Origin of the sequence: Bradyrhizobium zhengyangense (genome assembly GCF_022012555.1) — a bacterium.
GTDB classification, from domain to species: Bacteria; Pseudomonadota; Alphaproteobacteria; order Rhizobiales; family Xanthobacteraceae; genus Bradyrhizobium; species Bradyrhizobium zhengyangense.
Map to the genome: position 1 here is coordinate 59,796 of NZ_JAKLTZ010000015.1, position 19,253 is coordinate 79,048.

Annotated in this window: 23 protein-coding genes and 1 other RNA gene; 11 read left to right on the forward strand and 13 right to left on the reverse strand. The window is 63.4% G+C overall.

The genetic code is table 11. From position 1 onward, the window contains the following. Positions 1–107: 107 nt before the first annotated feature. From L6639_RS34735 to L6639_RS34750, 4 genes are all read right to left on the reverse strand, one after another. Positions 108–1,622, reverse strand: a complete 1,515-nt coding sequence (locus tag L6639_RS34735) for a tripartite tricarboxylate transporter permease (protein WP_237866115.1) — start codon at positions 1,620–1,622, stop codon at positions 108–110. A gap of 7 nt (positions 1,623–1,629) precedes the next feature. Next, a complete protein-coding gene (locus L6639_RS34740) occupies positions 1,630–2,391 on the reverse strand; it encodes a tripartite tricarboxylate transporter TctB family protein (protein ID WP_237866116.1) in 762 nt (253 codons plus the stop codon). A gap of 92 nt (positions 2,392–2,483) precedes the next feature. Beyond that, positions 2,484–3,014 (reverse strand): chromate transporter, encoded by a 531-nt coding sequence (locus L6639_RS34745; protein WP_237866117.1) that lies wholly within the window; start codon positions 3,012–3,014, stop codon positions 2,484–2,486. Beyond that, entirely contained in the window at positions 3,011–3,616 is a 606-nt protein-coding gene (locus L6639_RS34750) for a chromate transporter (protein WP_237866118.1), read from the reverse strand. The genes L6639_RS34745 and L6639_RS34750 overlap by 4 nt, the downstream gene beginning before the upstream one ends. Positions 3,617–3,711: 95 nt before the next feature. Between L6639_RS34750 and ssrA the strand changes: the two genes are divergently transcribed. The 7 genes from ssrA to feoB all read left to right on the forward strand — a co-directional run bounded on the left by ssrA (position 3,712) and on the right by feoB (position 9,232). Then, positions 3,712–4,078: a transfer-messenger RNA gene (gene ssrA, locus L6639_RS34755) on the forward strand. Positions 4,079–4,192: 114 nt separating this feature from the next. Further along, entirely contained in the window at positions 4,193–4,711 is a 519-nt protein-coding gene (locus L6639_RS34760) for an SspB family protein (RefSeq protein WP_237866119.1), read from the forward strand. An 89-nt stretch (positions 4,712–4,800) separates the two neighbouring features. Continuing rightward, positions 4,801–6,228 (forward strand): class II fumarate hydratase, encoded by a 1,428-nt coding sequence (gene fumC, locus L6639_RS34765; protein WP_237866186.1) that lies wholly within the window; start codon positions 4,801–4,803, stop codon positions 6,226–6,228. Between the two features lie 282 nt (positions 6,229–6,510). Further along, on the forward strand, positions 6,511–6,699 hold the full coding sequence (locus tag L6639_RS34770; RefSeq protein ID WP_237866120.1) for a DUF4169 family protein: 189 nt from the start codon (positions 6,511–6,513) through the stop codon (positions 6,697–6,699). Beyond that, a complete protein-coding gene (locus tag L6639_RS34775; RefSeq protein WP_194466717.1) occupies positions 6,696–6,950 on the forward strand; it encodes a ribbon-helix-helix domain-containing protein in 255 nt (84 codons plus the stop codon). The genes L6639_RS34770 and L6639_RS34775 overlap by 4 nt, the downstream gene beginning before the upstream one ends. A 110-nt stretch (positions 6,951–7,060) precedes the next feature. Further along, positions 7,061–7,336 carry a FeoA family protein gene (locus tag L6639_RS34780; RefSeq protein WP_237866121.1) on the forward strand — a complete coding sequence of 92 codons (276 nt, stop codon included), beginning with the start codon at positions 7,061–7,063 and terminating at the stop codon, positions 7,334–7,336. Positions 7,337–7,360: 24 nt separating this feature from the next. After that, positions 7,361–9,232, forward strand: coding sequence for a ferrous iron transporter B (gene feoB / locus L6639_RS34785; RefSeq protein ID WP_237866122.1), 1,872 nt, complete (start codon positions 7,361–7,363; stop codon positions 9,230–9,232). Positions 9,233–9,432: 200 nt separating this feature from the next. Here the strand turns inward: feoB and L6639_RS34790 are convergent, their stop codons facing one another. The 6 genes from L6639_RS34790 to L6639_RS34815 are packed head-to-tail and all read right to left on the reverse strand — an operon-like array spanning position 9,433 to position 15,483. Further along, on the reverse strand, positions 9,433–11,040 hold the full coding sequence (locus L6639_RS34790; protein ID WP_237866123.1) for a response regulator: 1,608 nt from the start codon (positions 11,038–11,040) through the stop codon (positions 9,433–9,435). After that, on the reverse strand, positions 11,037–12,806 hold the full coding sequence (locus L6639_RS34795; RefSeq protein ID WP_237866124.1) for an ATP-binding protein: 1,770 nt from the start codon (positions 12,804–12,806) through the stop codon (positions 11,037–11,039). Before L6639_RS34795 ends, L6639_RS34790 begins: the two co-directional genes overlap by 4 nt. 5 nt (positions 12,807–12,811) lie before the next feature. Then, positions 12,812–13,801: an ATP-binding SpoIIE family protein phosphatase gene (locus L6639_RS34800; RefSeq protein WP_237866125.1), complete on the reverse strand. Its 990-nt coding sequence runs from the start codon at positions 13,799–13,801 to the stop codon at positions 12,812–12,814. A gap of 2 nt (positions 13,802–13,803) precedes the next feature. Beyond that, a complete protein-coding gene (locus L6639_RS34805) occupies positions 13,804–14,208 on the reverse strand; it encodes an anti-sigma regulatory factor (protein WP_237866126.1) in 405 nt (134 codons plus the stop codon). Continuing rightward, positions 14,189–14,578 (reverse strand): STAS domain-containing protein, encoded by a 390-nt coding sequence (locus L6639_RS34810; RefSeq protein WP_148775837.1) that lies wholly within the window; start codon positions 14,576–14,578, stop codon positions 14,189–14,191. Before L6639_RS34810 ends, L6639_RS34805 begins: the two co-directional genes overlap by 20 nt. Positions 14,579–14,580: 2 nt before the next feature. Then, positions 14,581–15,483, reverse strand: a complete 903-nt coding sequence (locus L6639_RS34815) for an STAS domain-containing protein (protein WP_237866127.1) — start codon at positions 15,481–15,483, stop codon at positions 14,581–14,583. Between the two features lie 330 nt (positions 15,484–15,813). Between L6639_RS34815 and L6639_RS34820 the strand changes: the two genes are divergently transcribed. Next, positions 15,814–16,011 carry a hypothetical protein gene (locus L6639_RS34820; protein WP_237866128.1) on the forward strand — a complete coding sequence of 66 codons (198 nt, stop codon included), beginning with the start codon at positions 15,814–15,816 and terminating at the stop codon, positions 16,009–16,011. A gap of 45 nt (positions 16,012–16,056) precedes the next feature. Here the strand turns inward: L6639_RS34820 and L6639_RS34825 are convergent, their stop codons facing one another. Next, complete coding sequence (locus L6639_RS34825; protein ID WP_237866129.1) at positions 16,057–16,302, reverse strand: hypothetical protein; 246 nt, start codon at positions 16,300–16,302, stop codon at positions 16,057–16,059. A gap of 128 nt (positions 16,303–16,430) precedes the next feature. Here L6639_RS34825 and L6639_RS34830 point away from each other — a divergent pair, with 128 nt between their 5' ends. Further along, entirely contained in the window at positions 16,431–16,928 is a 498-nt protein-coding gene (locus L6639_RS34830; RefSeq protein ID WP_237866130.1) for a GNAT family N-acetyltransferase, read from the forward strand. A 19-nt stretch (positions 16,929–16,947) separates the two neighbouring features. Here the strand turns inward: L6639_RS34830 and L6639_RS34835 are convergent, their stop codons facing one another. Further along, complete coding sequence (locus tag L6639_RS34835; protein ID WP_333909375.1) at positions 16,948–17,394, reverse strand: response regulator; 447 nt, start codon at positions 17,392–17,394, stop codon at positions 16,948–16,950. A 100-nt stretch (positions 17,395–17,494) separates the two neighbouring features. Between L6639_RS34835 and L6639_RS34840 the strand changes: the two genes are divergently transcribed. Continuing rightward, positions 17,495–17,722 carry a hypothetical protein gene (locus tag L6639_RS34840; protein ID WP_237866131.1) on the forward strand — a complete coding sequence of 76 codons (228 nt, stop codon included), beginning with the start codon at positions 17,495–17,497 and terminating at the stop codon, positions 17,720–17,722. Between the two features lie 82 nt (positions 17,723–17,804). On the opposite strand, the gene L6639_RS34845 is transcribed toward L6639_RS34840, so the two are convergent. Beyond that, a complete protein-coding gene (locus tag L6639_RS34845; protein ID WP_237866132.1) occupies positions 17,805–18,407 on the reverse strand; it encodes a TetR/AcrR family transcriptional regulator in 603 nt (200 codons plus the stop codon). Between the two features lie 98 nt (positions 18,408–18,505). Here L6639_RS34845 and L6639_RS34850 point away from each other — a divergent pair, with 98 nt between their 5' ends. Beyond that, positions 18,506–19,243 (forward strand): 3-oxoacyl-ACP reductase family protein, encoded by a 738-nt coding sequence (locus L6639_RS34850; protein ID WP_237866133.1) that lies wholly within the window; start codon positions 18,506–18,508, stop codon positions 19,241–19,243. Positions 19,244–19,253: the final 10 nt, after the last annotated feature.

The window sequence follows — 19,253 nt, forward strand, 5'->3', positions numbered from 1 at the left end:
GACCCTTCCCGCCGCAAACGACAAGGGGCGGAACTCGCGTCCCGCCCCTCTCCTATCAGCTTGATTATTCTGATTAAACTTGCCGGCCGAGCACCGGAGTCCACTTCTCAATTCTCGGATTCGGTGAACACCTCGTCGCGCTTGGCGCGTAGCATGGGTAGCAGCGTGAGCACCAGCAGGAAGGCCGCGATCGCGAGCAGCGCAGCCGAGAGTGGACGCGTCAGGAATACGCTCCAGTCACCACGCGAGATCAGCAGCGCACGGCGAAGGTTTTCTTCCATTAGCGGTCCGAGCACCATGCCGAGCAGCAGCGGCGCCGGCTCGAAATCATGCTTGATCAGCCAATAGCCGACCAGGCCGAACACGCCGGCGAGGATGACATCGACCGGCGCGTTGTTCACCGAGTAGATGCCGATCGCGCAGAAGATCACGATCGAGGGGAACATCAGCCGGTATGGCACGCGCAGGAGGCGCACCCAGATGCCGACCAGCGGCAGGTTGATGATGATCAGCATGAGATTGCCGATCCACATCGAGGCGATCATGCCCCAGACGAGGTCCGGCTGCTTCTGCATCACTTGCGGACCCGGCACGATGCCGTGAATGGTCATCGCCCCCACCATCAGCGCCATCACCGCGTTCGGCGGAATGCCGAGGGTGAGCAGCGGGATGAAGGAGGTCTGCGCAGCGGCGTTGTTGGCGCTTTCCGGCGCCGCCACGCCCTCGATCGCGCCGCGGCCGAACCGCCGCGGATCCTTGGCGAGCTTCTTCTCCAGCGTATAGGCCGCAAACGACGCAATCACCGCACCGCCGCCAGGCAGGATACCGAGGATCGAGCCGAGCGCGGTGCCGCGCAGGATCGCGGGCGCCGAGTCGATCAGGTCCTTCCTGGTCGGCATCAGGCCGGTGATCTTCTGCTGCACGAGATCGCGGTTCATCTCGGCGCCGGCGTCGAGATTGCGGATGATCTCGGCAAAACCGAACACGCCCATTGCAACCGTTGCAAAGCCGAGACCGTCGGCAAGCTCCGGAATGTTGAAGGCCATGCGCGAGGCACCGGTCTCGATATCAGAGCCGACCATCGACAGCAGCAGGCCAAACACGATCATCGCGATCGCCTTCAGCACCGAGCCCTTGGCGAGCACGACCGCGAAGATCAGGCCGAGCACCATCAGCGAGAAATACTCCGCGGGCCCGAACGCCAGCGCGAGCTTCGTGAGCGGCGCACCAAGCACGGCGATGAGCACGGTCGCAACGCAGCCGGCGAAGAACGAGCCGATCGCGGCAATCGCCAGCGCCGGACCGGCGCGGCCCTGCTTGGCCATGGCGTGACCGTCGATGGCGGTGACGACCGATGTCGCCTCGCCTGGAATGTTGACCAGGATCGAGGTGGTCGAGCCGCCATACTGGGCACCGTAATAAATGCCGGCGAGCATGATCAGCGCGCCGACCGGCGGCAATCCGAAGGTGATCGGCAGCAGCATCGCGACGGTGGCGATGGTGCCGATGCCCGGCAGCACGCCGACCAGCGTGCCGACGAGCGCGCCGATCAGGCACATCAGAAGGTTGATCGGAGAGAAAGCGACGACGAAACCGTGAGCGAGGTTGGCAAAAAGCTCCATGACAGCCTCACTGAACCAGGAAACGCGGGAACATCGGCATCGGCAGGCCGAGCACGTAGGGGAAGAGCAGCGCACAGCCCAGCGTCAAACAGGCGCCGACGATGGCGGCCTCCACCCAGCGTGTTTCATGCGATCCGAGTGCAGCGATCATGAAGCTCACGAATGCCGAGACCACGAGGCCCAGAGGCCGGATCGCCAGGGCGAAGAACAGGATCGCGCACATCACGAACAGCGGCCCTCGCCAGGAATAATGTGCGAGTGCCGGTCCCTCATGCAAAAGGCCGGTCAGGGCGATGGCCGCGGACAGAGCCACCAGCAGTCCGCCGAACATCCGCGGCGCGGTGCCCGCACCGAAGGAGAAGCCGCGCATGCCCTGCAAATCGCTCGAGGCCCACAGCGCGAACAGCGCGAGGGCCATCAGGATGACGCCGCCGATGTAGTCCTGCCCCGACTTGATCGTCATGAACAGCGTGACGATCGCCACTGCAAACAACGGATAGGAATAGATCAGCGCCAACAAAACATCCGATGATGCCTTCTTGGTCTCACCGCCGATCGCGCCGAGCAGCGCAGCCGGCGCGCCGGCGACGAGCGCCGTCGTGTGGCTGATCAGGACCGTGGCCGGACCGCGTCCGGCGCCCCAGCCGAAGATCGTCCCGATCGACCAGATCAATTCGAAAATCTGAGGGGCGAGCGCCAGCAGGCAGAAGCCGAGGGCCACCGAGGTGTTTTTGGTGGCTGTTGCCGAGTGGCCCATTGTGTCGGCCATGCATGTCTCCTCCGCGACCCGTAAGTCACGAGCACTGTTGTTCTAATCGGCTGGAAATCGATCCGCCCCTGATCATTGCCTAGCGATTTTCATCACACAATACCAGCAAAACCCAACAGTCCGCCTGCGAGTAGAAGCCACAACGGATTGACCCGCGTAACGGAAGCGATCACTGCAACCGTCGCGGTCAGAAGCAGCGCAGCAATGGTGCGATCGGTCGACCGTGCGAGGATCAAGGCACTCGCCGCCATCAATCCGATCGACAGCGGAACCAATGCAGCCTGGATCAGGGCAGGCCAGCGCGATTGGTTCGGCCGATTCAGCAGCCGGCTGACATAGTAGGCAAGCAGCGCGGTCGGCAGGCACATCGCGAGCGTCGCGGCCAGCGCGCCTGGAATGCCGGCAACGGCATAGCCGATCAAGGTGACGATCAGCACGTTTGGACCCGGCGAGAGCTGCGCGATCGCATAGGCATCCGCGAACTGCTTGTCGGTCATCCAGTGATGCACATCGACGGCGACGCGGTGCATCTCGGGCACTGCGGCGGCAGCGCCACCGACCGCGAACAAAGACATAAGTCCAAAGGTGGAGATCAGCGCCCAGATCGGGTTCTGGCTGTTCATGCTGCTACCTTCCGTCGCATCACATAGGTGACCGCGATGCTGAGCGGGATTGCAATGAGCAACACCGCCTGCAACGGCCAGCGAAACACGCCAATGGCTGTGAACACGCCAAGCATCAGGATGAGCACGACGACGTCCATCCGCTTGAGCAGCGGCGTCATCATCCTGAAGACCACGGCGATCAGCAGGCCGACCGCGGCGCAGGAGATACCTGCGAGAATGCGGCGCAACACCTCCACATCGCCGAACCGGGCGTAGATGATCGCGAGCACCGTCATGATCAACGTCGGCGGCAGCAAAAGCCCAGTGAAGGCCGCGACACCGCCGGCGATGCCGCGCAGCCGCGATCCGAACACCATCGACAGATTGACGATGTTAGGCCCGGGCAGGAAATGGCAGAGCGCGAAGGTCTCGTTGAACTCATCCGCCGTCATCCAGCGGTGCTGGTCGACTATGGCGTGTCTGGCAAATACCAGGACGCCGCCGAAGCCGGCCAGCGACATCCGGGCGAAGGCCAGGAACAGTGCTGGCAGGCCGGGCGGAGGGGCGTGGATTGCGGGATGATCCGGCTCTTGGGCGGCCGGTGCTGAATCCGTGGACATGTCAGGAGCTTAGAACGCGAGCCGCAGGCCGGCCAAGATCAGGCTGCGGGCCATCTGGACCTATCCAAAGGGAACCGTGCCCTCACCGCTCGAAACCTCTGTTTTTTGAAACCTTTGCCCCCTATATTGGGGGTGCCGGTTCGCCGGCTATGGAAATAAACGGTCGTCGCAATAAACCATTCGGACCCGGGGGCGGTACCCGGCGCCTCCACCAAAGCCCACCAGCGGGCTGACCCGAAAGCGGGCTTTGGCGGGGGCGAAATAGGATCGACGAGGGCGTAAAGGGCGTGCTTTTTCCCGGTATTGTTCCGCCGTTATCGGGCTACTGCAATAGTTGCCAACGACAACTTTGCTCCGGTTGCTCAGGCTGCGTAACGCAGTTTGAAAGACCAACTTAAAGTCCTAACGGGTTAAGCTCCGTTAGGCGGGGTTCGGAGGCACCTGGCAACAGAAGCCTCCACTTACCTCTGATTTCCTTCCCGGCGGGGACTCCTGCCGACCCGTCAGGCGCGGTACTATTGCGGCTTGGCGAGTCGGACCGGCGGGGCCCGTCTCCTGGAATGCAACAGGACCACCATGGCGACCGATCACATCCGATACGACGTGCTGGCGAGCGAGGCTATGCGCGGCGTGGTCAAGAAAGTGCTGACTGACGCTGCGGCCCATGGCCTGCCGGGCGAGCATCATTTCTTCATCACCTTCCTATCGAAGGGCGAGGGCGTGAAGCTATCCAGCCGATTGCTGGCGCAATATCCGGAAGAGATGACGATCATTCTGCAGCACCAATTCTGGGACCTGACTGTGCTTGAGGACCGTTTCGAGGTCGGCCTCTCCTTCGGCGGCATCCCGGAGCGGCTGGTGGTGCCGTTCAGCGCCATCAAGAGCTTCCTCGACCCGTCCGTGAAGTTCGGCCTCCAGTTCGAAACCGCCGATGTCGACGAGGTGGCGGGCGAGAATTTGCCGGCTGCCCCTGCCCCGTCGGCTGTCGCGATGCCCACGCCGGCCGTTGAGCCGACGGAGACCGCGGAAGAGCCGAGCCCGCCGAACCAGGGCGGCGCCGAAGTCGTTCGGCTCGATCGTTTCCGCAAGAAATGATCTGGCTTGGCCGCGAGAGCGTCGCGTCCGGCCAAACTCCCTATATAGAAGAGCACATGAATACGCCGTGCGGCACCGCGCGCGGCAGAATGGATGTGCTCATGGCCAAAGCTGCGAAGACCGCCCGCCCCGCGACCCGCACCGAGACCGACAGTTTCGGTCCCATCGAGGTGCCCGCAGATCGTTATTGGGGGGCGCAGACCGAACGCTCGCGGCAGAATTTCCGCATCGGCATCGATCGCATGCCGATCTCGCTGGTCCATGCGCTCGGCATCGTCAAGCTTGCGGCGGCACAGTCCAACCTCGAGCTCGGCCTGCTCGACAAGCGCAGAGCCGGCGCCATCATCCGTGCCGCGCACGAGGTGATCGAGGGCAAGCTCGACGATCATTTCCCGCTGGTGGTGTGGCAGACCGGCTCGGGCACCCAGAGCAACATGAACCTCAACGAGGTCATCGCTAACCGCGCCAACGAGCTCCTCGGTGGCGAACTCGGCGCCAAGAAGCCCGTGCATCCCAACGACCACGTCAACATGAGCCAGTCGTCGAACGACTCCTTTCCGACCGCGATGCACATCGCTGCCGCAAGCCGCATCAATGCCGATCTTGTCCCAGCCCTCGGCGAACTGCACCGCGCGCTCCGCAAGAAGGAGAAGGAGTTCGCCAAGATCGTGAAGATCGGCCGCACGCACACCCAGGACGCGACACCGCTGACGCTTGGCCAGGAATTTTCCGGCTATGCCGCGCAGGTCGAAAGCGGCATCGCGCGACTGAAGGTCGCAGTGAAGGATCTCTATCCGCTGGCGCAGGGCGGCACGGCTGTCGGCACCGGCCTCAACTCCAAGCCGCGCTTTGCAAGGCTATTTGCAAAGCACGTTGCCGGGATCACGAAGCTTCCCTTCACGAGCGCCGCCAACAAATTCGAGGCACTCGCGTCCAACGACGCCTATGTGCTGGCGCACGGCGCCATCAATTCCGTCGCCACAGGCCTGTTCAAGATCGCCAACGACATCCGCCTGCTCGGATCGGGCCCGCGCTCGGGGCTGGGCGAACTGATCCTGCCGGAGAACGAGCCGGGCTCATCGATCATGCCGGGCAAGGTCAATCCGACGCAATGCGAGGCGATGACCATGGTGTGCTGCCAGGTGTTCGGCAATCATACAGCGATCACGGTCGCCGGCAGCCAGGGTCATTTCGAGCTCAACGTCTACAAGCCCGTGCTCGCCTACAACATGCTGCACTCGATCCGCCTGATGGCGGACGCGGCGCGCTCCTTCACCGAGCATTGCGTCAGCGGCATTCGCGCCGACGAAAAGCACATCAAGGAGCTGATGGAGCGTTCGCTGATGCTGGTGACTGCGCTCGCGCCGAAGATCGGCTACGACAACGCCGCCAAGGTGGCCAAGACCGCGCATGCCAACGGCACCACGCTGAAGGAGGAGGCGCTGCGGCTCGGCTTCGTCTCGGCCGACGAATTCGACCGCCTGGTGCAGCCGGAGAAGATGACGCGGCCCGGGTGAATTCCGAATTCCGATAGTCATCCGTAGTGATACGGAGCCCTGAAGCTCATAATTATGAGGTTTAGGGCGCAGGATTTGATTACCGTCAATGTTCCTGCGGAGGTGCGTGCTACGCAATGCCTTCGTGCCCGTGACGGGGCGAAATTCATCGTTTGATGGCCCTCGAGGCCAATTGACGAGGACAAGCGAATGACCACGATCAAGCCTTGTGGGGCGCGAGGCCGCGCCCTGTTTCTGAATGTAACATCCTGCCGGCAGAGGATCAGGTGATGGAGACGCGGCATGGGGAACGTCATCAACCTGAATCGTTTCAGGAAGCGCGCCGAGCGGGAAGCCTCGGCGAAGCAGGCGGACGCCAACCGAACGAAGTTCGGCCGCACGAAGGCCGATCGATCGGCGGAGGAGAAGCAGGCGGACCAGGCGAAGGCGCATCTGGACCAGCACCGGATCGATCGCGAGGAGCAGCCATGAAGTCGCCCGTCGTGAAGCGTTCGATCGTGGTCGCCGGCCACAAGACCAGCGTCAGCCTGGAAGAGGCGTTCTGGAACGGCATGAAGGAGATCTCGGGCCTGCGCAACATGACGCTGTCCGAGCTCGTCGGCGAGATCGACGGCGCCCGCCAGCAGGGCAATTTGTCCTCGGCGATCCGCCTGTTCGTGCTCGACTACTTCAAGAGCCGCGCCCTGGCCGCCATGCAGCCGGACAAGGTTCCGGCGCAATAGCGCCGGCGCCTGGGCACGGCTTCGTGATCTGCACTTTAAAATCCCTCTAAGGTGCAGTTTCCATGGGCGCGCGCGCTTGACCTACATGCCTTGCGTTGAAAATACAGGGCATGACCGACACTCATGATATGCGCCGCGAGATGCCGCTGGGCCTGGCCCAGCGCGGCTACACCGGCGTCATCCAGCACCTCGCCGCCAAGGAGGCGGGCTCGGCTCTCTCGGATATCGAGCTCGAGAGCCGGCTGATCGAGCTCGGCTTCGTCGAGGGCGCCCGGGTCGAGGTCCTGCACGAGGGGCTGGTCGGGCGCGACCCGATCGCCGTGCGTGTCGACAACATCACCATCGCGGTGCGCCGCCGTGAGGCCATGGCCATCATCGTCGCTTAAGCGCGCGACCGGATATCTGTTTCCATGGAATTACCCCTTCTGCATCTCGCCCTGGTGGGCACGCCAAACAGCGGCAAGACCTCGCTGTTCAATGCGCTGACCGGCAGTCGGCAGAAGGTCGCGAACTATCCGGGTGTCACCGTCGAGCGCAAGGAAGGTTTTTTCGTCACGCCGCTCGGGCGCCAGGTCTCGATCGTCGACCTGCCCGGCACCTATTCGTTGCGCGGCCGCAGCCCCGACGAGGAGATCACCCGCGACTTCGTGCTCGGCAAGGCCTCCGGCGAGATCGTACCTGACCTCGTGCTGTGCGTTGCGGACTCCACCAATCTGCGTCTCACCATCCGCCTGCTGCTCGAGCTGAAGCGCACCGGCCGGCCGCTGGTGTTGGTGCTCAACATGTTCGACATCGCGAACCGCCGCGGCATCTCGGTCGATGTCGACAGGCTCGCCAAGGAGCTCGGCGTGCCCGTGGTCACCTCGATCGCGGTGCGCAAGGGCGGCACGGCCGACCTCTTGAAGCTGACCGACGAGATCTCCGCAAAACTCGCCGCCGAGCCGCAGCCAAACAACTGGCGCGCACTCAGCGTCTCCGAGCTGCGCGCGACCCAGCGCGAGGCCGACCGCATTATCTCGGACTGCGTCAGCCTGCCTGCCAGGCCCGACACCTTGACCGCGCGGATCGATGCGATCGTGCTGCATCCGGTCGGCGGCCTGATCGTGCTGGCGCTGATCCTGTTCGTGATGTTCCAGGCGGTGTTCGCCTGGGCGCAGCCGCTGATGGAGCTGCTGCAATCCGGCTTCGATGCGCTCGGCGAGTTCGTGCACGCCACCCTGCCCGCGGGCCTGTTGCAGAGCTTCCTTCAGAACGGCGTGATCTCGGGCGTCGGCAGCGTCATCGTGTTCCTGCCGCAGATCATCATCATCTTCCTGTTCATCCTGCTGCTGGAAGATTTCGGCTACATGGCGCGCGCCGCGTTCCTGATGGACCGCATCATGGGCGGCGCCGGCCTGCATGGCCGCGCCTTCATTCCGCTGCTGTCGAGCTTTGCCTGCGCCATTCCCGGCATCATGGCGACGCGCGTCATCGACAACAAGCGCGACCGGCTGACCACGATCCTGATCGCGCCGCTGATGACCTGCTCGGCGCGCATCCCCGTCTACACGCTGATCATCTCGGCGTTCATTCCGGCAAGGGACGTCTTGGGCTTCATCAATTTGCAGGGCCTCGTGATGTTCGGCCTCTATGCCGCCGGAATCACCAGCGCGCTGGCCGTCTCGTTCCTCATCAAATTCTTCATGCTGCGCGACTATGCGCCTGCCCCCTTCATGCTGGAGCTGCCGGACTACAAGGTGCCCCGGCTGAAATCGATCGCCATCGGCATCTTCACCCGCGCAAAGATGTTCCTGCAGCGCGCCGGCACCACGATCTTCTCGATGATGGTGCTGATCTGGTTCCTGGCCTCGTTCCCGCAGCCGCCGGCAGGCTCGACGGAGCCCGCGATCGACTTCAGCCTCGCGGCCATCATCGGCAAGGCGATCGAGCCGCTGCTCGCGCCTGTGGGCTTCAACTGGCAGATCGCGGTCGCGCTGATCCCGGGCATGGCGGCGCGCGAGGTCGCGGTCGCAGCGCTCGGCACGGTCTATGCGATCGAGGGCGGCAAGGAAGCGGCGGAGCAGATCGGCCAGGTGCTGGCGACGAAATGGTCGCTCGCCACCGCGCTGTCGATGCTCGCCTGGTACATTTTCGCCCCGCAATGCGCCTCGACCCTCGCCGTCATCAGGCGCGAGACCGGAAGCTGGGGCTGGATGGCGGCGACCTTCACTTACATGTTGGTGCTGGCCTATGCGGCGAGCCTGTTGACCTACAACGTCGCGGTTGCGCTGGGCGCCGGCTAGCGCCCCGCAAAACCAAAACGCGAAAACAACCCCATGCACAGTAGACAGGGGGGTCCCTCGCGCGATGCCCGACCGGCCCCGCTGCGCTCCAACCGGCTACACGCTTCGGAAAATCCGTTGACGCGTCGGGCAAAACACTGGCACAATGGCACCATCGAAGGATTACGACGGGCTTGGGGGACAGACCGCTCCCGATCGGTTCACTGATGCGAGCTGTCTGAATCCAGTGCCGTCCGAACCGCCGACGCAAGCTCGGCGGGCCGGAACGGCTTGCGCAGAAACGGCGCGTTCCCCATTGCAGCTTCCAGCGCTGCGGAATCGGCGTAGCCGCTCACGAACAGGACCGGGAGCGAGGGTTGCACGGCTCGCGCCGCCTTGACGACCTCGGCGCCGTTAGTGCCGGGCATTGAGAAATCGATGATCATCAATTGCGGGTTCACGGTTTTCTGCATCGCGAGCGCCGCATTGCCGTGGTCGGCCTCGTGCACGACGTATCCGATTTCGGCCAGAAAGCTGGTCATCAGGCCGCGGACGTCATGATCATCGTCCACAACCAGAATGCGCTCGGCATGTCCGCTTTCGGCGGCAGCCTGCGCTTCGGCGGCCGTCTCGGTGCCGGCGATTGACCGGCGTAGCGACAGTTGCACCAAGGTGCCTTTGCCGACCTCGCTCTTGATGTCGACGTCTCCGCCCATCTGCCGCACCAGGCCATAGACCTGCGAGAGGCCAAGACCCGTCCCCTTGCCGGGAGGCTTGGTGGTGAAGAACGGATCGAAGGCGCGGGCGATGACATCGGGCGGCATGCCTTTCCCGGTGTCCGCCACTGACAGCATGACCCGGCGATTGTCCGGATCGTCGCAGGCGGTCGTGATCGTCAATGTTCCGCCATCTGGCATCGCGTCTCGGGCATTAATCGCCAGATTGAGCAGGCTGACCTCGAGCTGGTTGTAATCGGCGACCACGAAAGGCGCACGCGCATCAAGCTCGGTCTTGATCGAAATGCTGGCGCCGAGCGAGGTGTTGAGTAGCTCGGATGCGTTCATGATCAGGCGATTGAGGTCGACGGATTCGGTCGCAAGCTTCTGCGTCCGTGAAAACGCCAGCAATTGCGCCGTGAGCTTCGAACCGCGCTCGGCCGCCTTGAAGGCGTTCTCCGCAAGCCGCGTAATGCGCGGCTCGGTCGCGCGAGCACGGATCAGGTCGAGATTGCCGACCACCGCGGTCAGGAGATTGTTGAAATCGTGTGCGAGACCGCCGGTCAACTGTCCGACGGCTTCCATCTTCTGGGCCTGCAACAACTCGGATTCTGCCTTGCGGCGCTGCACGATTTCCCGATGTAATTGCGCGTTGGCCTTTTCAAGCTCTTCGGTGCGCTCTCGAACCTGTTTGTCCAGCGTGGCGTTCAGCGTTCGCAAGGCATCCTCTGAGCGGCGCACGCGCAGCAGCGCATTGATCGCAGCGGCAAGCTCGACCGGTTCGGCAGGCTGCACGAGGTAGGAATCGGCGCCCGCGTTCAGTCCGCTCACTCGATCCTCTGTCGCAGTGAAGGTCGCCGATGTCTGCAACACCATCACCTGGGGCCATTTCTGCTTGATGAAGGCGCAGACCTCGAAGCCGCTGATGTCGGGCAATTGAACGTCAAGCAGCACGACAGGCGGCTTGTGCTGCTCGATCAGGCGGAGCGCTTCCGCGCCGGTCTGGGCCTCGATCACGGCAAATCCGGCAGCGTTCAGGTCGCGTGTCTTCACATAGCGCTGAGATTCGAGATCGTCGACGTTCAGCACGACGACCTTTTCGCTGGCGCTCATGTGGCCCCCTGAACCGCGTCACGCAGGAAGGAGGACACGCTCTCCCGGGAGATCGCATTCTTGGAGATCAGGCGCACATGTTCGGGGAGACGCGATCGGAGCGATCCATCGATCGTCATCGAGGTCGAGATGACGACAGGGATGTCGTTGGTGCGGTCGTCCGCGGCGAGCTGTTGGAGCACGGTGAAGCCGTCGATCGCGGGCATTTGCAGGTCGAGCACGATGACATCGGGCTTTCTTTCCCGCGCGAGCCGCAGTCCTTCCTCGCCGCCGTCGGCCTCCATGAACTCGTAACGCGTCTCGTTGCCGACGATCTGCCGCATGACGTAACGGAACGTCTCGTCATCGTCGATCAGCAGCACACTCCTGCTGCCGTCGCCGGCAGGAATCGGCATTTCGCGGTCTGGATCGCCGAGCGAGGCCGGAATCTTCAGCGAGAACACCGAACCCTGCCCCAGTTCGCTCTCGACCGTGAGGTCGCCGCCCAGCAGGCGCGCCAGAGATCGCGACAACGGAAGGCCAAGCCCCGTGCCCTTCACCTTTCTTTGCAGCTTCGTGTCGACCTGCGAGAACTCCTCGAAGATGCGCTCATGGTGCTCCGACGCAATCCCGATGCCGGTGTCGCGAACGGAGAACACCACGCTGGCGCCGTTGTCACTGGTGCGCGAGGTCACCCGCACCTCGCCCTCTTCGGTAAATTTCAGCGCGTTCGAGATCAAATTACGCAGGATCTGCGCGACCTTTGCCTCGTCGGTGTAGAGCGGCGGCAGGTCTTTCGGCGATTCGAACAGAAGTTCGACCGCCGTGCTGGTCAACAGCGGCTTCAGCGCTCCGCGCAAGGCGCCGAACAGGCTGGCGACCGCGAACCGCACGGGCTTGATCTCCGCCTTGCCGGCCTCGACCTTGGCCAGGTCCAGCATGTCGTTGACAAGTTCGAGCAGGCTTTCGGCGGATCGCCTGATGTAGCCGACCTGTCGCTCCTGCTCCGGCGTCAAATCGCCGTCGATGCGGTCAAGCAGCAGGCGCGACAGCGCCAGCACGGAATTCAATGGCGTCCTGAACTCGTGGCTCATGTTCGAGAGGAAGCGCGTCTTGAGCTCGCTCGCCTGGCGCAACTGCTCGGCGCGCCCGTCGAGCTCGGCATAGAGCGCCACCACGCCGCGATTGGTGTCGCCGAGCTCCTGGTTGAGCTGCTGGCTTTCCTCTTCGCGGCGCCGCAGCTCCTCCAGATTCTGCATCAGCTCGCGGTTCTGCTCCCGCAGCGCCGCAAGCGGATCTGACGACGTCTCCTTCTTCAGGCTGGACACGATGTCGGTGAGCTTGGCGCGCGGCCATGGCGCGACGCGGAGCGGCAGCTTCTGCCCAACTTCGACAGTTGTCCCTTTGCCGGGCACGGAATCGATGCTGAACGTGTCCATCAGACGGCGCGCGCCGATCAGGCCGAGCCCCATCCCGCTCGGCGAACGATATTGCCCGTCGAGGATGAGCTGGAGATTGTCGATGCCCGGTCCGCTGTCGCAGATGCGAACGACGAAGCGTTGAGGGATCGTCGCCGCATCGAGCGCGAATTCGGCGCGGCCGCCGCCGGCATAGCCATAGGCATTGCGTGCGAGCTCGGAGACCGCAGTCGCGATCCGGGTCTGGTCCTGTCTTTCGAACCCCAAGAGATCGGCAACGCGATGGGCACGCTGCCGAACTGTGACGACATCGCTCTCGTTCTCGATCGGGACTGTGACGATGGGCCAGTGTTTCGAGGTTGCTGCCATAACCTTCACCATTTGGCCACGAGCACGGTCGCGTCGTCGCGATGGCGACTGAAATCGCGATAGAGGATCGCGGCGATCAGCGAGGGATGAAGCGCGGCCAGATTGGGGTAACGGTCGACCGTCCAGCTTGAGGCCAGACCGTCCGAATGCAGAATGATCAGGCCTTGCGTGAACGGGTAATCGAAGGCGCGGATTTTTCGCGTGTTGAAACCCGCCGTCCCCGCCATCGACACCATCCGTTTGGTCTCGCCCGCGGCGATGATGACGCCGGCGACATTGCCGATCCCGGCAAAGTTGATGTTCCCGGTTGCGGGGTCGAAGCGGGCGATGGACACGGCCGCGCCGCGTGTCGCGCGCAGGCCGCCATGGACGTAGTCAAGCAGGTTGGCGACGGTATGACCATTATAGCGATGGAAAATTCGCACCGCCTCGACGGCAGCTTCGGCCGCCTCCGGCCCGTGCCCGAGGCCGTCTGCCACGAAGAGCGTGCGGACATCTCCCGTGTTGGAGAGGCTCCAGGCATCGCCGCAGACATCTTCGCCCGCCTTGGCAATCGAGACGGCGCCCCAGGTTGGGACAGTCGGCGGCTTGAGGGAAGGCGCAGCGCCAGGCGCAACACGCGCCAACACGGCAGTCCCTACCCCCGGCCACGAGCCGATATCGACGAAGTGCGATTGCCGTACCACGGCGCCCAGGCCGCGCCCGGCGGTGCCTGCGCTGGAGTAGCCGTCTTCGAGGCATGCGGCGACGTTGCTCATGCCGGCACCCTTGTCTAGGGCAAGAACTTCAATGCCCTGGCTTTCATTGTCCTCATAGGCTCCGACGAGAATTTCCCCGCCCGAGCCGTGCTTGACGAGGTTGGTTGAAAGTTCGGTCGCGATCAGGGCGAGCTTGCCCTTATCAGTCTCGTTGAAGCCGACGCGTTGGGCGAGATCAGTTGCTGCCCGCCTTGCCTCCGCGACGCCGCTTGGATCGTTGACGCCGACGGATTTCATCATCACTTCCAACGTGCGATTGTGACTTTAGTGCCTAAGCCCGGCTCCGAGACGATCGAAAATTCGTTGCAAAGTCGCTTGGCGCCCCCTAAGCCGAGGCCCATGCCCTTGCCGGAGGTGAAACCGTCCTTGAGGGCCTGCTCGATGTCGGCAATGCCGGGGCCTTTGTCCTCGAAGGTCAACCGGACGCCGCGGCGGCCGCCTTGCTCCACGATCTCCGCGGTCACGTCGCCACCCCCGCCATAGTCGAGCGTATTGCGCGCAAGCTCACTGGCCGCCGTGACGACCTTGGTCTGGTCGACCAGACCGAGGCCGACCTCGAGCGCGAACGTCCGGGTCAGCTGCCGCACCCGAACCACGTCGTCCGAGATCCTGATCCCGAGACGTTCAGTCTTCGTCGTCGGCATCGTCAGCCTCCGAACCGGCGAGGCGATCATGGATCATGGCCATGCCGCGCTCGACGTTCAGCGCGGTTTTCACTCCGGTCAGCGACAGGCCAAGCTCGACCAGCGTGATCGCGACGGCCGGCCGCATGCCGACGACGACCGTGTCGGCGTCGAGAATACGCGAGACCGCTGCGATGTTGTCGAGCATCCGGCCGATGAAACTGTCGACGACCTCGAGCGCCGAAATGTCGATCAAGACGCCGCGCGCATTGTTCGAGACGATCCTGCTGGTCAGATCTTCTTCCAACGCGGTCGCCAGTCGGTCGTGCATGTCGACCTGGATGGTGACAAGCAGCGCATTGCCGAACTTGAGGATGGGAATGCGATCCATCGTCAGGCGCCCTGCCTGCCGCTCTTCTCAGGAAGCGCGAAGCCCTCGATCCTCCTGGCCTTGACAACGGCTCGCCCGGTTTGCCGCAATGCAACTGCGAAGGCGTCAGCCAGAGACGCTTTCGAGATCACGTTCAGCTCGACGCCGAGATGCACCATGGTCTGGGCGATCTGCGGCCTGATGCCGCTGATCAGGCAATCGGCGCCCATCAGGCGCGCCGCCGCGACGGTCTTCAGGAGATGCTGGGCCGTGAGCGTGTCGACCGTCGGCACGCCGGTAATATCGATGATGGCGATCTCGGCCTCGGAGTCCACGATCGTCTGCAGAAGGTTTTCCATCACCACTTGGGTACGCTGGCTGTCGAGCGTGCCGATCAGCGGCAGGGCCAGAATGCCCTCCCACAGCTTGACGACGGGAGTCGACAGCTCGGCGATCTCACGCTGCTGGCGGACAATGATCTCTTCGCGACTCTTCTGGAAGATTTCCAGCGTGAACAGACCGAGCTCGTCGAGCAGAACGGTCAACGACCACACCGTCGACGCGATCTGCTCCCCGGACAAGGTCTTGTCGCGGTTCAGCGCATTGAACAGCGGCTGCTTGAGCGAAAAGACGAATGTGGCCGTCTCGCTCGGAGAAAAGCCCTGCAATGCGCGGCTTCGCGACAGTTCGGTCAGCATGGCTTTCGCGGGCTCGTAAGGCGCCGCTGACGTGTCTGTTCCGGATTGCGTCAGCGCGTCGCGCAGCAGATGGAGGAAGTTTCTGGACTGGGACTGCAGTTCGCCTTCCGAAATGCGTCCGGTGTGCAGCGTGCCGGCGTTCTTTTGCAATTCGACCCATTCGGGGAGAATGTTTTGCTCGTTTCGGGTTACGAGCGATGCGACGTCACTGCCCACTTGCCCAGCCATTCCTGTTCTCCTTGATCACGCACAACCGCAGCCACTCGTTGAGCGTAGGCGGCACTACGGTGGCAAATGCCCGCCTGCGTACTGCTGAATTTGTCGGTAAGTCGTTGCCCCCGGCAACACGATCGCCCAGCGTGACGCGCTGAGACCCCCAATATGCCGAGACCCAACGCGACAGGGAACAACTGGTTCCATCAGCGGTGGAACGATAGTTGTGGGAAGCCCCCGACTGTGTACGATTTCGAACACTGCGATCCGGAGGGGTGCCCCACAGAGGAACTTGTTCCTCGATCTGGGATTGAGGTTCCGGCCTTTTCGCCAAGGAGTGTCGTCATGGAGCGCCGTCGGAGCAAACAGGTCGCGAACCTGGAGACACGCCTGGCCACCGAGGCCAAGCGGCTTCGCGAGGAAGCCAAGGCGCTCGAGCCCGGAGCGATCCGTGACGAAATGCTCCGGAAAGCCCGCCAGTGCGAGACCGGCTCGCACATGAGCGACTGGCTGAGATCGCCCGGATTGCGAGCGCCGGAATAACGCCGCGTTCGTCCCATCTTGGCTGCGACACGCCGATGACAAGGCCTAGTGACGGCGATCGTTTTCCGCCCGGTTCGCAGCGGAGAGCTTGTCCCGGACGTATCCCGTCAGGTCGCCAACTTCGTTCGCCATGTCCCGTTCGGAAATGCCCTGGCCCCTGGCTCCCTCAATGAGGCGACTGACCAGGTCGTTCACGCTCTGGGAGGCACCGGGGGTACCGTACTGCTCTGCCGCGTGAACGCTGGTCTCGATCCAGAAATCGATGTACTCGCGGACTTTGCTCGTCATCATCCCTTACCTGCTGCGCGGACAAATAGACTGCGGGGCACTTTGCCGCAATCGGCATTCTGGAGACGCCAGCGATATCGACCACTGACGCAGGGCGACGAACACGGCCATCTGCCCCCATGGATCAAATCATGGATCATTTCAGCACCGCGAGATTGACGGCCCAGCGCCTGCGCGAGGACCACCTCGCCGACCTCGTCGCACTCCATCTCGATCCGGACGTTTCCCGCTATCTCGGTGGCGTGCGTTCCGCCGAGGTCACGAAGACCTATCTCGCGACCAATATGGCGCATTGGGACCAGCACGGCTTTGGGCTCTGGGTGCTGCGTACGAAAGACGGCGCATTCGCCGGGCGGGCCGGCATCAGGCATATCCTCGTGGACGGCGTGGACGAGGTCGAGATTGCCTACACGTTCAAACGCGACCTCTGGGGCCAGGGGCTCGCCAGCGAGATTGCGACCGCGCTGACCGAGATCGGGCTATCACAGCTAAAGCTGCCGTCCCTCATTGGTCTCGTCGCTGTTGAGCACTGCGCCTCGCGGCGCGTGCTGGAGAAGGCGAACTATGCGCTAGAGAAACACACCTCGCATCACGGCGAAGACGTCGTGATCTATCGCATCAGGCGATGATGCATGACATGCCGGCAGCTCACAGCCTCATCAGCGCCGCAACCAGCCGTTCGGGATGAAACGGCTTTTCCAGCAGCACGCTGTCGGGCACGCCCTGCGACGTCCACAATGCAGCACCGGCGCTGCCCGTGATGTACACGACCGGAAGGGCCGGATCCTTTTCCCGCATCCTCCGGGCGAGATCCCAGCCATTGAGCTTGCCGCCCAGATTGACATCGGTCACCAGCGCCCTGTGACGCTTGCCGCGCGCGACGAACACCGTCATCGCCTCTTCACCGGACGAAAGGATGTCGGAGGCAAAGCCGGCATCCGCCAGAACGCTCTCGAGCACGCCCTGAAGCGGATATTCATCCTCCACAATCAGGATCGAAGGCGGTTCCGACATGCTTGCCTTTGGCTCGACACGAATGTTCCAGACCGTGCGGAGTTCACCACGTGTTTTTGGCTTTCTCACGATGAACCGCATGAAACCTGAACAGCGGTTCAAGAAAGTTTCTTGTCAGTTCCTGCAACAGGCGACGGCGGCATCCGTTGACGAACCGACGAGGCAGAAGGAGGAGGAACAGATGAGGAAGCTGACTTACGCCCTTGCGGCAGTTGCGACACTCGCAATCGGTGCCCCCACCATCGCCAACGCGGCCGGCTTCGGCGTCTATGTCGGCGGCGACCGCGATGATTACGGCCCGCGTGCACGCATCTACGAGCATGACCGCGGCTGGCATCATGGCTGGTACCACCACGACCGCGACTACCGCGGCGTCGTGATCCGCCGTCATCACTGGGACGACGATTAGGTCGTGCCAGCATCGTGAAACAAGAAGGCCTCGCTTCGGCGAGGCCTTTTTGCTTGGACGGGGCTCGCAGCTCGTCGAACCTCTACCCCGCCGAAGGACGATCCGGCCACGCCGCCATCGCCGCCCTCGCCGCACCTTTGAGCTCGTCGGTCGTCGCGCCGTCCTTGGCCTGGATGGCCATTCCTTCATAGACGCTGAGATAGAACCGGCTCAGAGCATCGGCGTCCGTTGCGGCAGGCAGTTCACCGCCGGTCATCGCAGCCTCTATCCGCGCACGCAGATTGCCGAGCATCTCCAGGCGAATCTTCCTGATCGCGCGGGCAATCGGCGCTGGCCACTCATCGCTGACGGCGCCCAGCACGGCCATGCAGCCCGCCGGCGCGGAGCGCGATTTCGGCAGGATCGCGGCCGCCGCGAACAGGAAGTTCTCGATGCCTTCACGCGCGGTGGCGCCTTCCGCGAGCCTGCCCCAGACCGGCGGCGCCTCGGTCTCGACGTAATGTTCGATCGCCGCGAGGTAGAGCGCCTCCTTGCTCTCGAACGCGGCATAGAGGCTCGGCGAGCGCACGCCCATGGCCTCGCACAGATCGTTCATCGAGGTTGCCCCATAGCCCTTGCGCCAGAACAGCAGCATGGCCGCCTCCAGCGCCGCCTCGCGATCAAATTCCCGTGGCCGTCCCGCCATGACGTCTCTTTCTGTAATGATCAACACATAATTGACTTGACCGGGCTGATCAAGATCCCAGATATTCTGTGTCGATCGTTACAGAATAGGAGAACACGATGACGCTAACGGTAAAACGGGCCCTGGTGACGGGCGCAAGCAGGGGTATCGGCGCGGCCATCGCGAAGGCGCTTGCCGCCGAAGGAGCGGACGTCGCCATCACTTACGAAAAATCCGCCGACAGCGCCGCTGGGGTCGTCGATGCGATCAAGGCGAGCGGGCGGAAGGCCGTAGCGATCCAGGCCGACAGCGCCGATGTCGCCGCCGTCCAGGCTTCCGTCGACAAGACCGTCGCCGCCCTGGGTGGGCTCGATATCCTCGTCAACAATGCCGGCATTTTGCGCCTGGGCGGCCTCAACGACATGTCGCTCGCCGACATCGACGCGCTCTTGAACGTCAACGTCCGTTCGCCGATCGTGGCAAGCAAGGCCGCGCTGCGCCATCTCGGCAAGGGCGGGCGCATCATCACCATCGGCAGCTATTTTGCGGATCGCGTGCCGGCGCCGGTGCTCGGTCTATACTCGGCCTCGAAGTCGGCGCTATCAGCGTTCACGAAGGGATTGGCGCGCGAGCTCGGTCCCAAGGACATCACGGTCAATCTGGTGCAGCCGGGCTCGATCGACACCGACATGAACCCGGCCCACGGCCCGACCGCGGAAACGCTGAAGCAGTTCATGGCGGTCGGCCGCTACGGCGCGCCTGACGACATCGCCAATGCGGTCGCGTTCCTGGCGAGCACGAAGGCAAAATACATCACCGGCTCGACGCTCACCGTCGATGGTGGCGCCAACGCCTAAGCGACAAGGA

Coding starts and splice junctions, on each gene's coding strand:
- L6639_RS34810 (WP_148775837.1), bottom strand. CDS start 14,578: ATGGATCGCATTCCCATCCTCAAGTTCGGCAATGCGCTGCTTGTCACC.
- L6639_RS34830 (WP_237866130.1), top strand. CDS start 16,431: ATGGATCATTTCAGCACCGCGAGATTGACGGCCCAGCGCCTGCGCGAG.
- L6639_RS34795 (WP_237866124.1), bottom strand. CDS start 12,806: ATGGCAGCAACCTCGAAACACTGGCCCATCGTCACAGTCCCGATCGAG.
- L6639_RS34780 (WP_237866121.1), top strand. CDS start 7,061: ATGACCGACACTCATGATATGCGCCGCGAGATGCCGCTGGGCCTGGCC.
- L6639_RS34805 (WP_237866126.1), bottom strand. CDS start 14,208: ATGCCGACGACGAAGACTGAACGTCTCGGGATCAGGATCTCGGACGAC.
- L6639_RS34815 (WP_237866127.1), bottom strand. CDS start 15,483: ATGGCTGGGCAAGTGGGCAGTGACGTCGCATCGCTCGTAACCCGAAAC.
- L6639_RS34800 (WP_237866125.1), bottom strand. CDS start 13,801: ATGAAATCCGTCGGCGTCAACGATCCAAGCGGCGTCGCGGAGGCAAGG.
- L6639_RS34745 (WP_237866117.1), bottom strand. CDS start 3,014: ATGAACAGCCAGAACCCGATCTGGGCGCTGATCTCCACCTTTGGACTT.
- L6639_RS34770 (WP_237866120.1), top strand. CDS start 6,511: ATGGGGAACGTCATCAACCTGAATCGTTTCAGGAAGCGCGCCGAGCGG.
- L6639_RS34775 (WP_194466717.1), top strand. CDS start 6,696: ATGAAGTCGCCCGTCGTGAAGCGTTCGATCGTGGTCGCCGGCCACAAG.
- L6639_RS34840 (WP_237866131.1), top strand. CDS start 17,495: ATGAGGAAGCTGACTTACGCCCTTGCGGCAGTTGCGACACTCGCAATC.
- L6639_RS34760 (WP_237866119.1), top strand. CDS start 4,193: ATGGCGACCGATCACATCCGATACGACGTGCTGGCGAGCGAGGCTATG.
- L6639_RS34850 (WP_237866133.1), top strand. CDS start 18,506: ATGACGCTAACGGTAAAACGGGCCCTGGTGACGGGCGCAAGCAGGGGT.
- L6639_RS34845 (WP_237866132.1), bottom strand. CDS start 18,407: ATGGCGGGACGGCCACGGGAATTTGATCGCGAGGCGGCGCTGGAGGCG.
- L6639_RS34750 (WP_237866118.1), bottom strand. CDS start 3,616: ATGTCCACGGATTCAGCACCGGCCGCCCAAGAGCCGGATCATCCCGCA.
- fumC (WP_237866186.1), top strand. CDS start 4,801: ATGGATGTGCTCATGGCCAAAGCTGCGAAGACCGCCCGCCCCGCGACC.
- L6639_RS34825 (WP_237866129.1), bottom strand. CDS start 16,302: ATGATGACGAGCAAAGTCCGCGAGTACATCGATTTCTGGATCGAGACC.
- L6639_RS34835 (WP_333909375.1), bottom strand. CDS start 17,394: ATGCGGTTCATCGTGAGAAAGCCAAAAACACGTGGTGAACTCCGCACG.
- feoB (WP_237866122.1), top strand. CDS start 7,361: ATGGAATTACCCCTTCTGCATCTCGCCCTGGTGGGCACGCCAAACAGC.
- L6639_RS34790 (WP_237866123.1), bottom strand. CDS start 11,040: ATGAGCGCCAGCGAAAAGGTCGTCGTGCTGAACGTCGACGATCTCGAA.
- L6639_RS34735 (WP_237866115.1), bottom strand. CDS start 1,622: ATGGAGCTTTTTGCCAACCTCGCTCACGGTTTCGTCGTCGCTTTCTCT.
- L6639_RS34820 (WP_237866128.1), top strand. CDS start 15,814: ATGGAGCGCCGTCGGAGCAAACAGGTCGCGAACCTGGAGACACGCCTG.
- L6639_RS34740 (WP_237866116.1), bottom strand. CDS start 2,391: ATGGCCGACACAATGGGCCACTCGGCAACAGCCACCAAAAACACCTCG.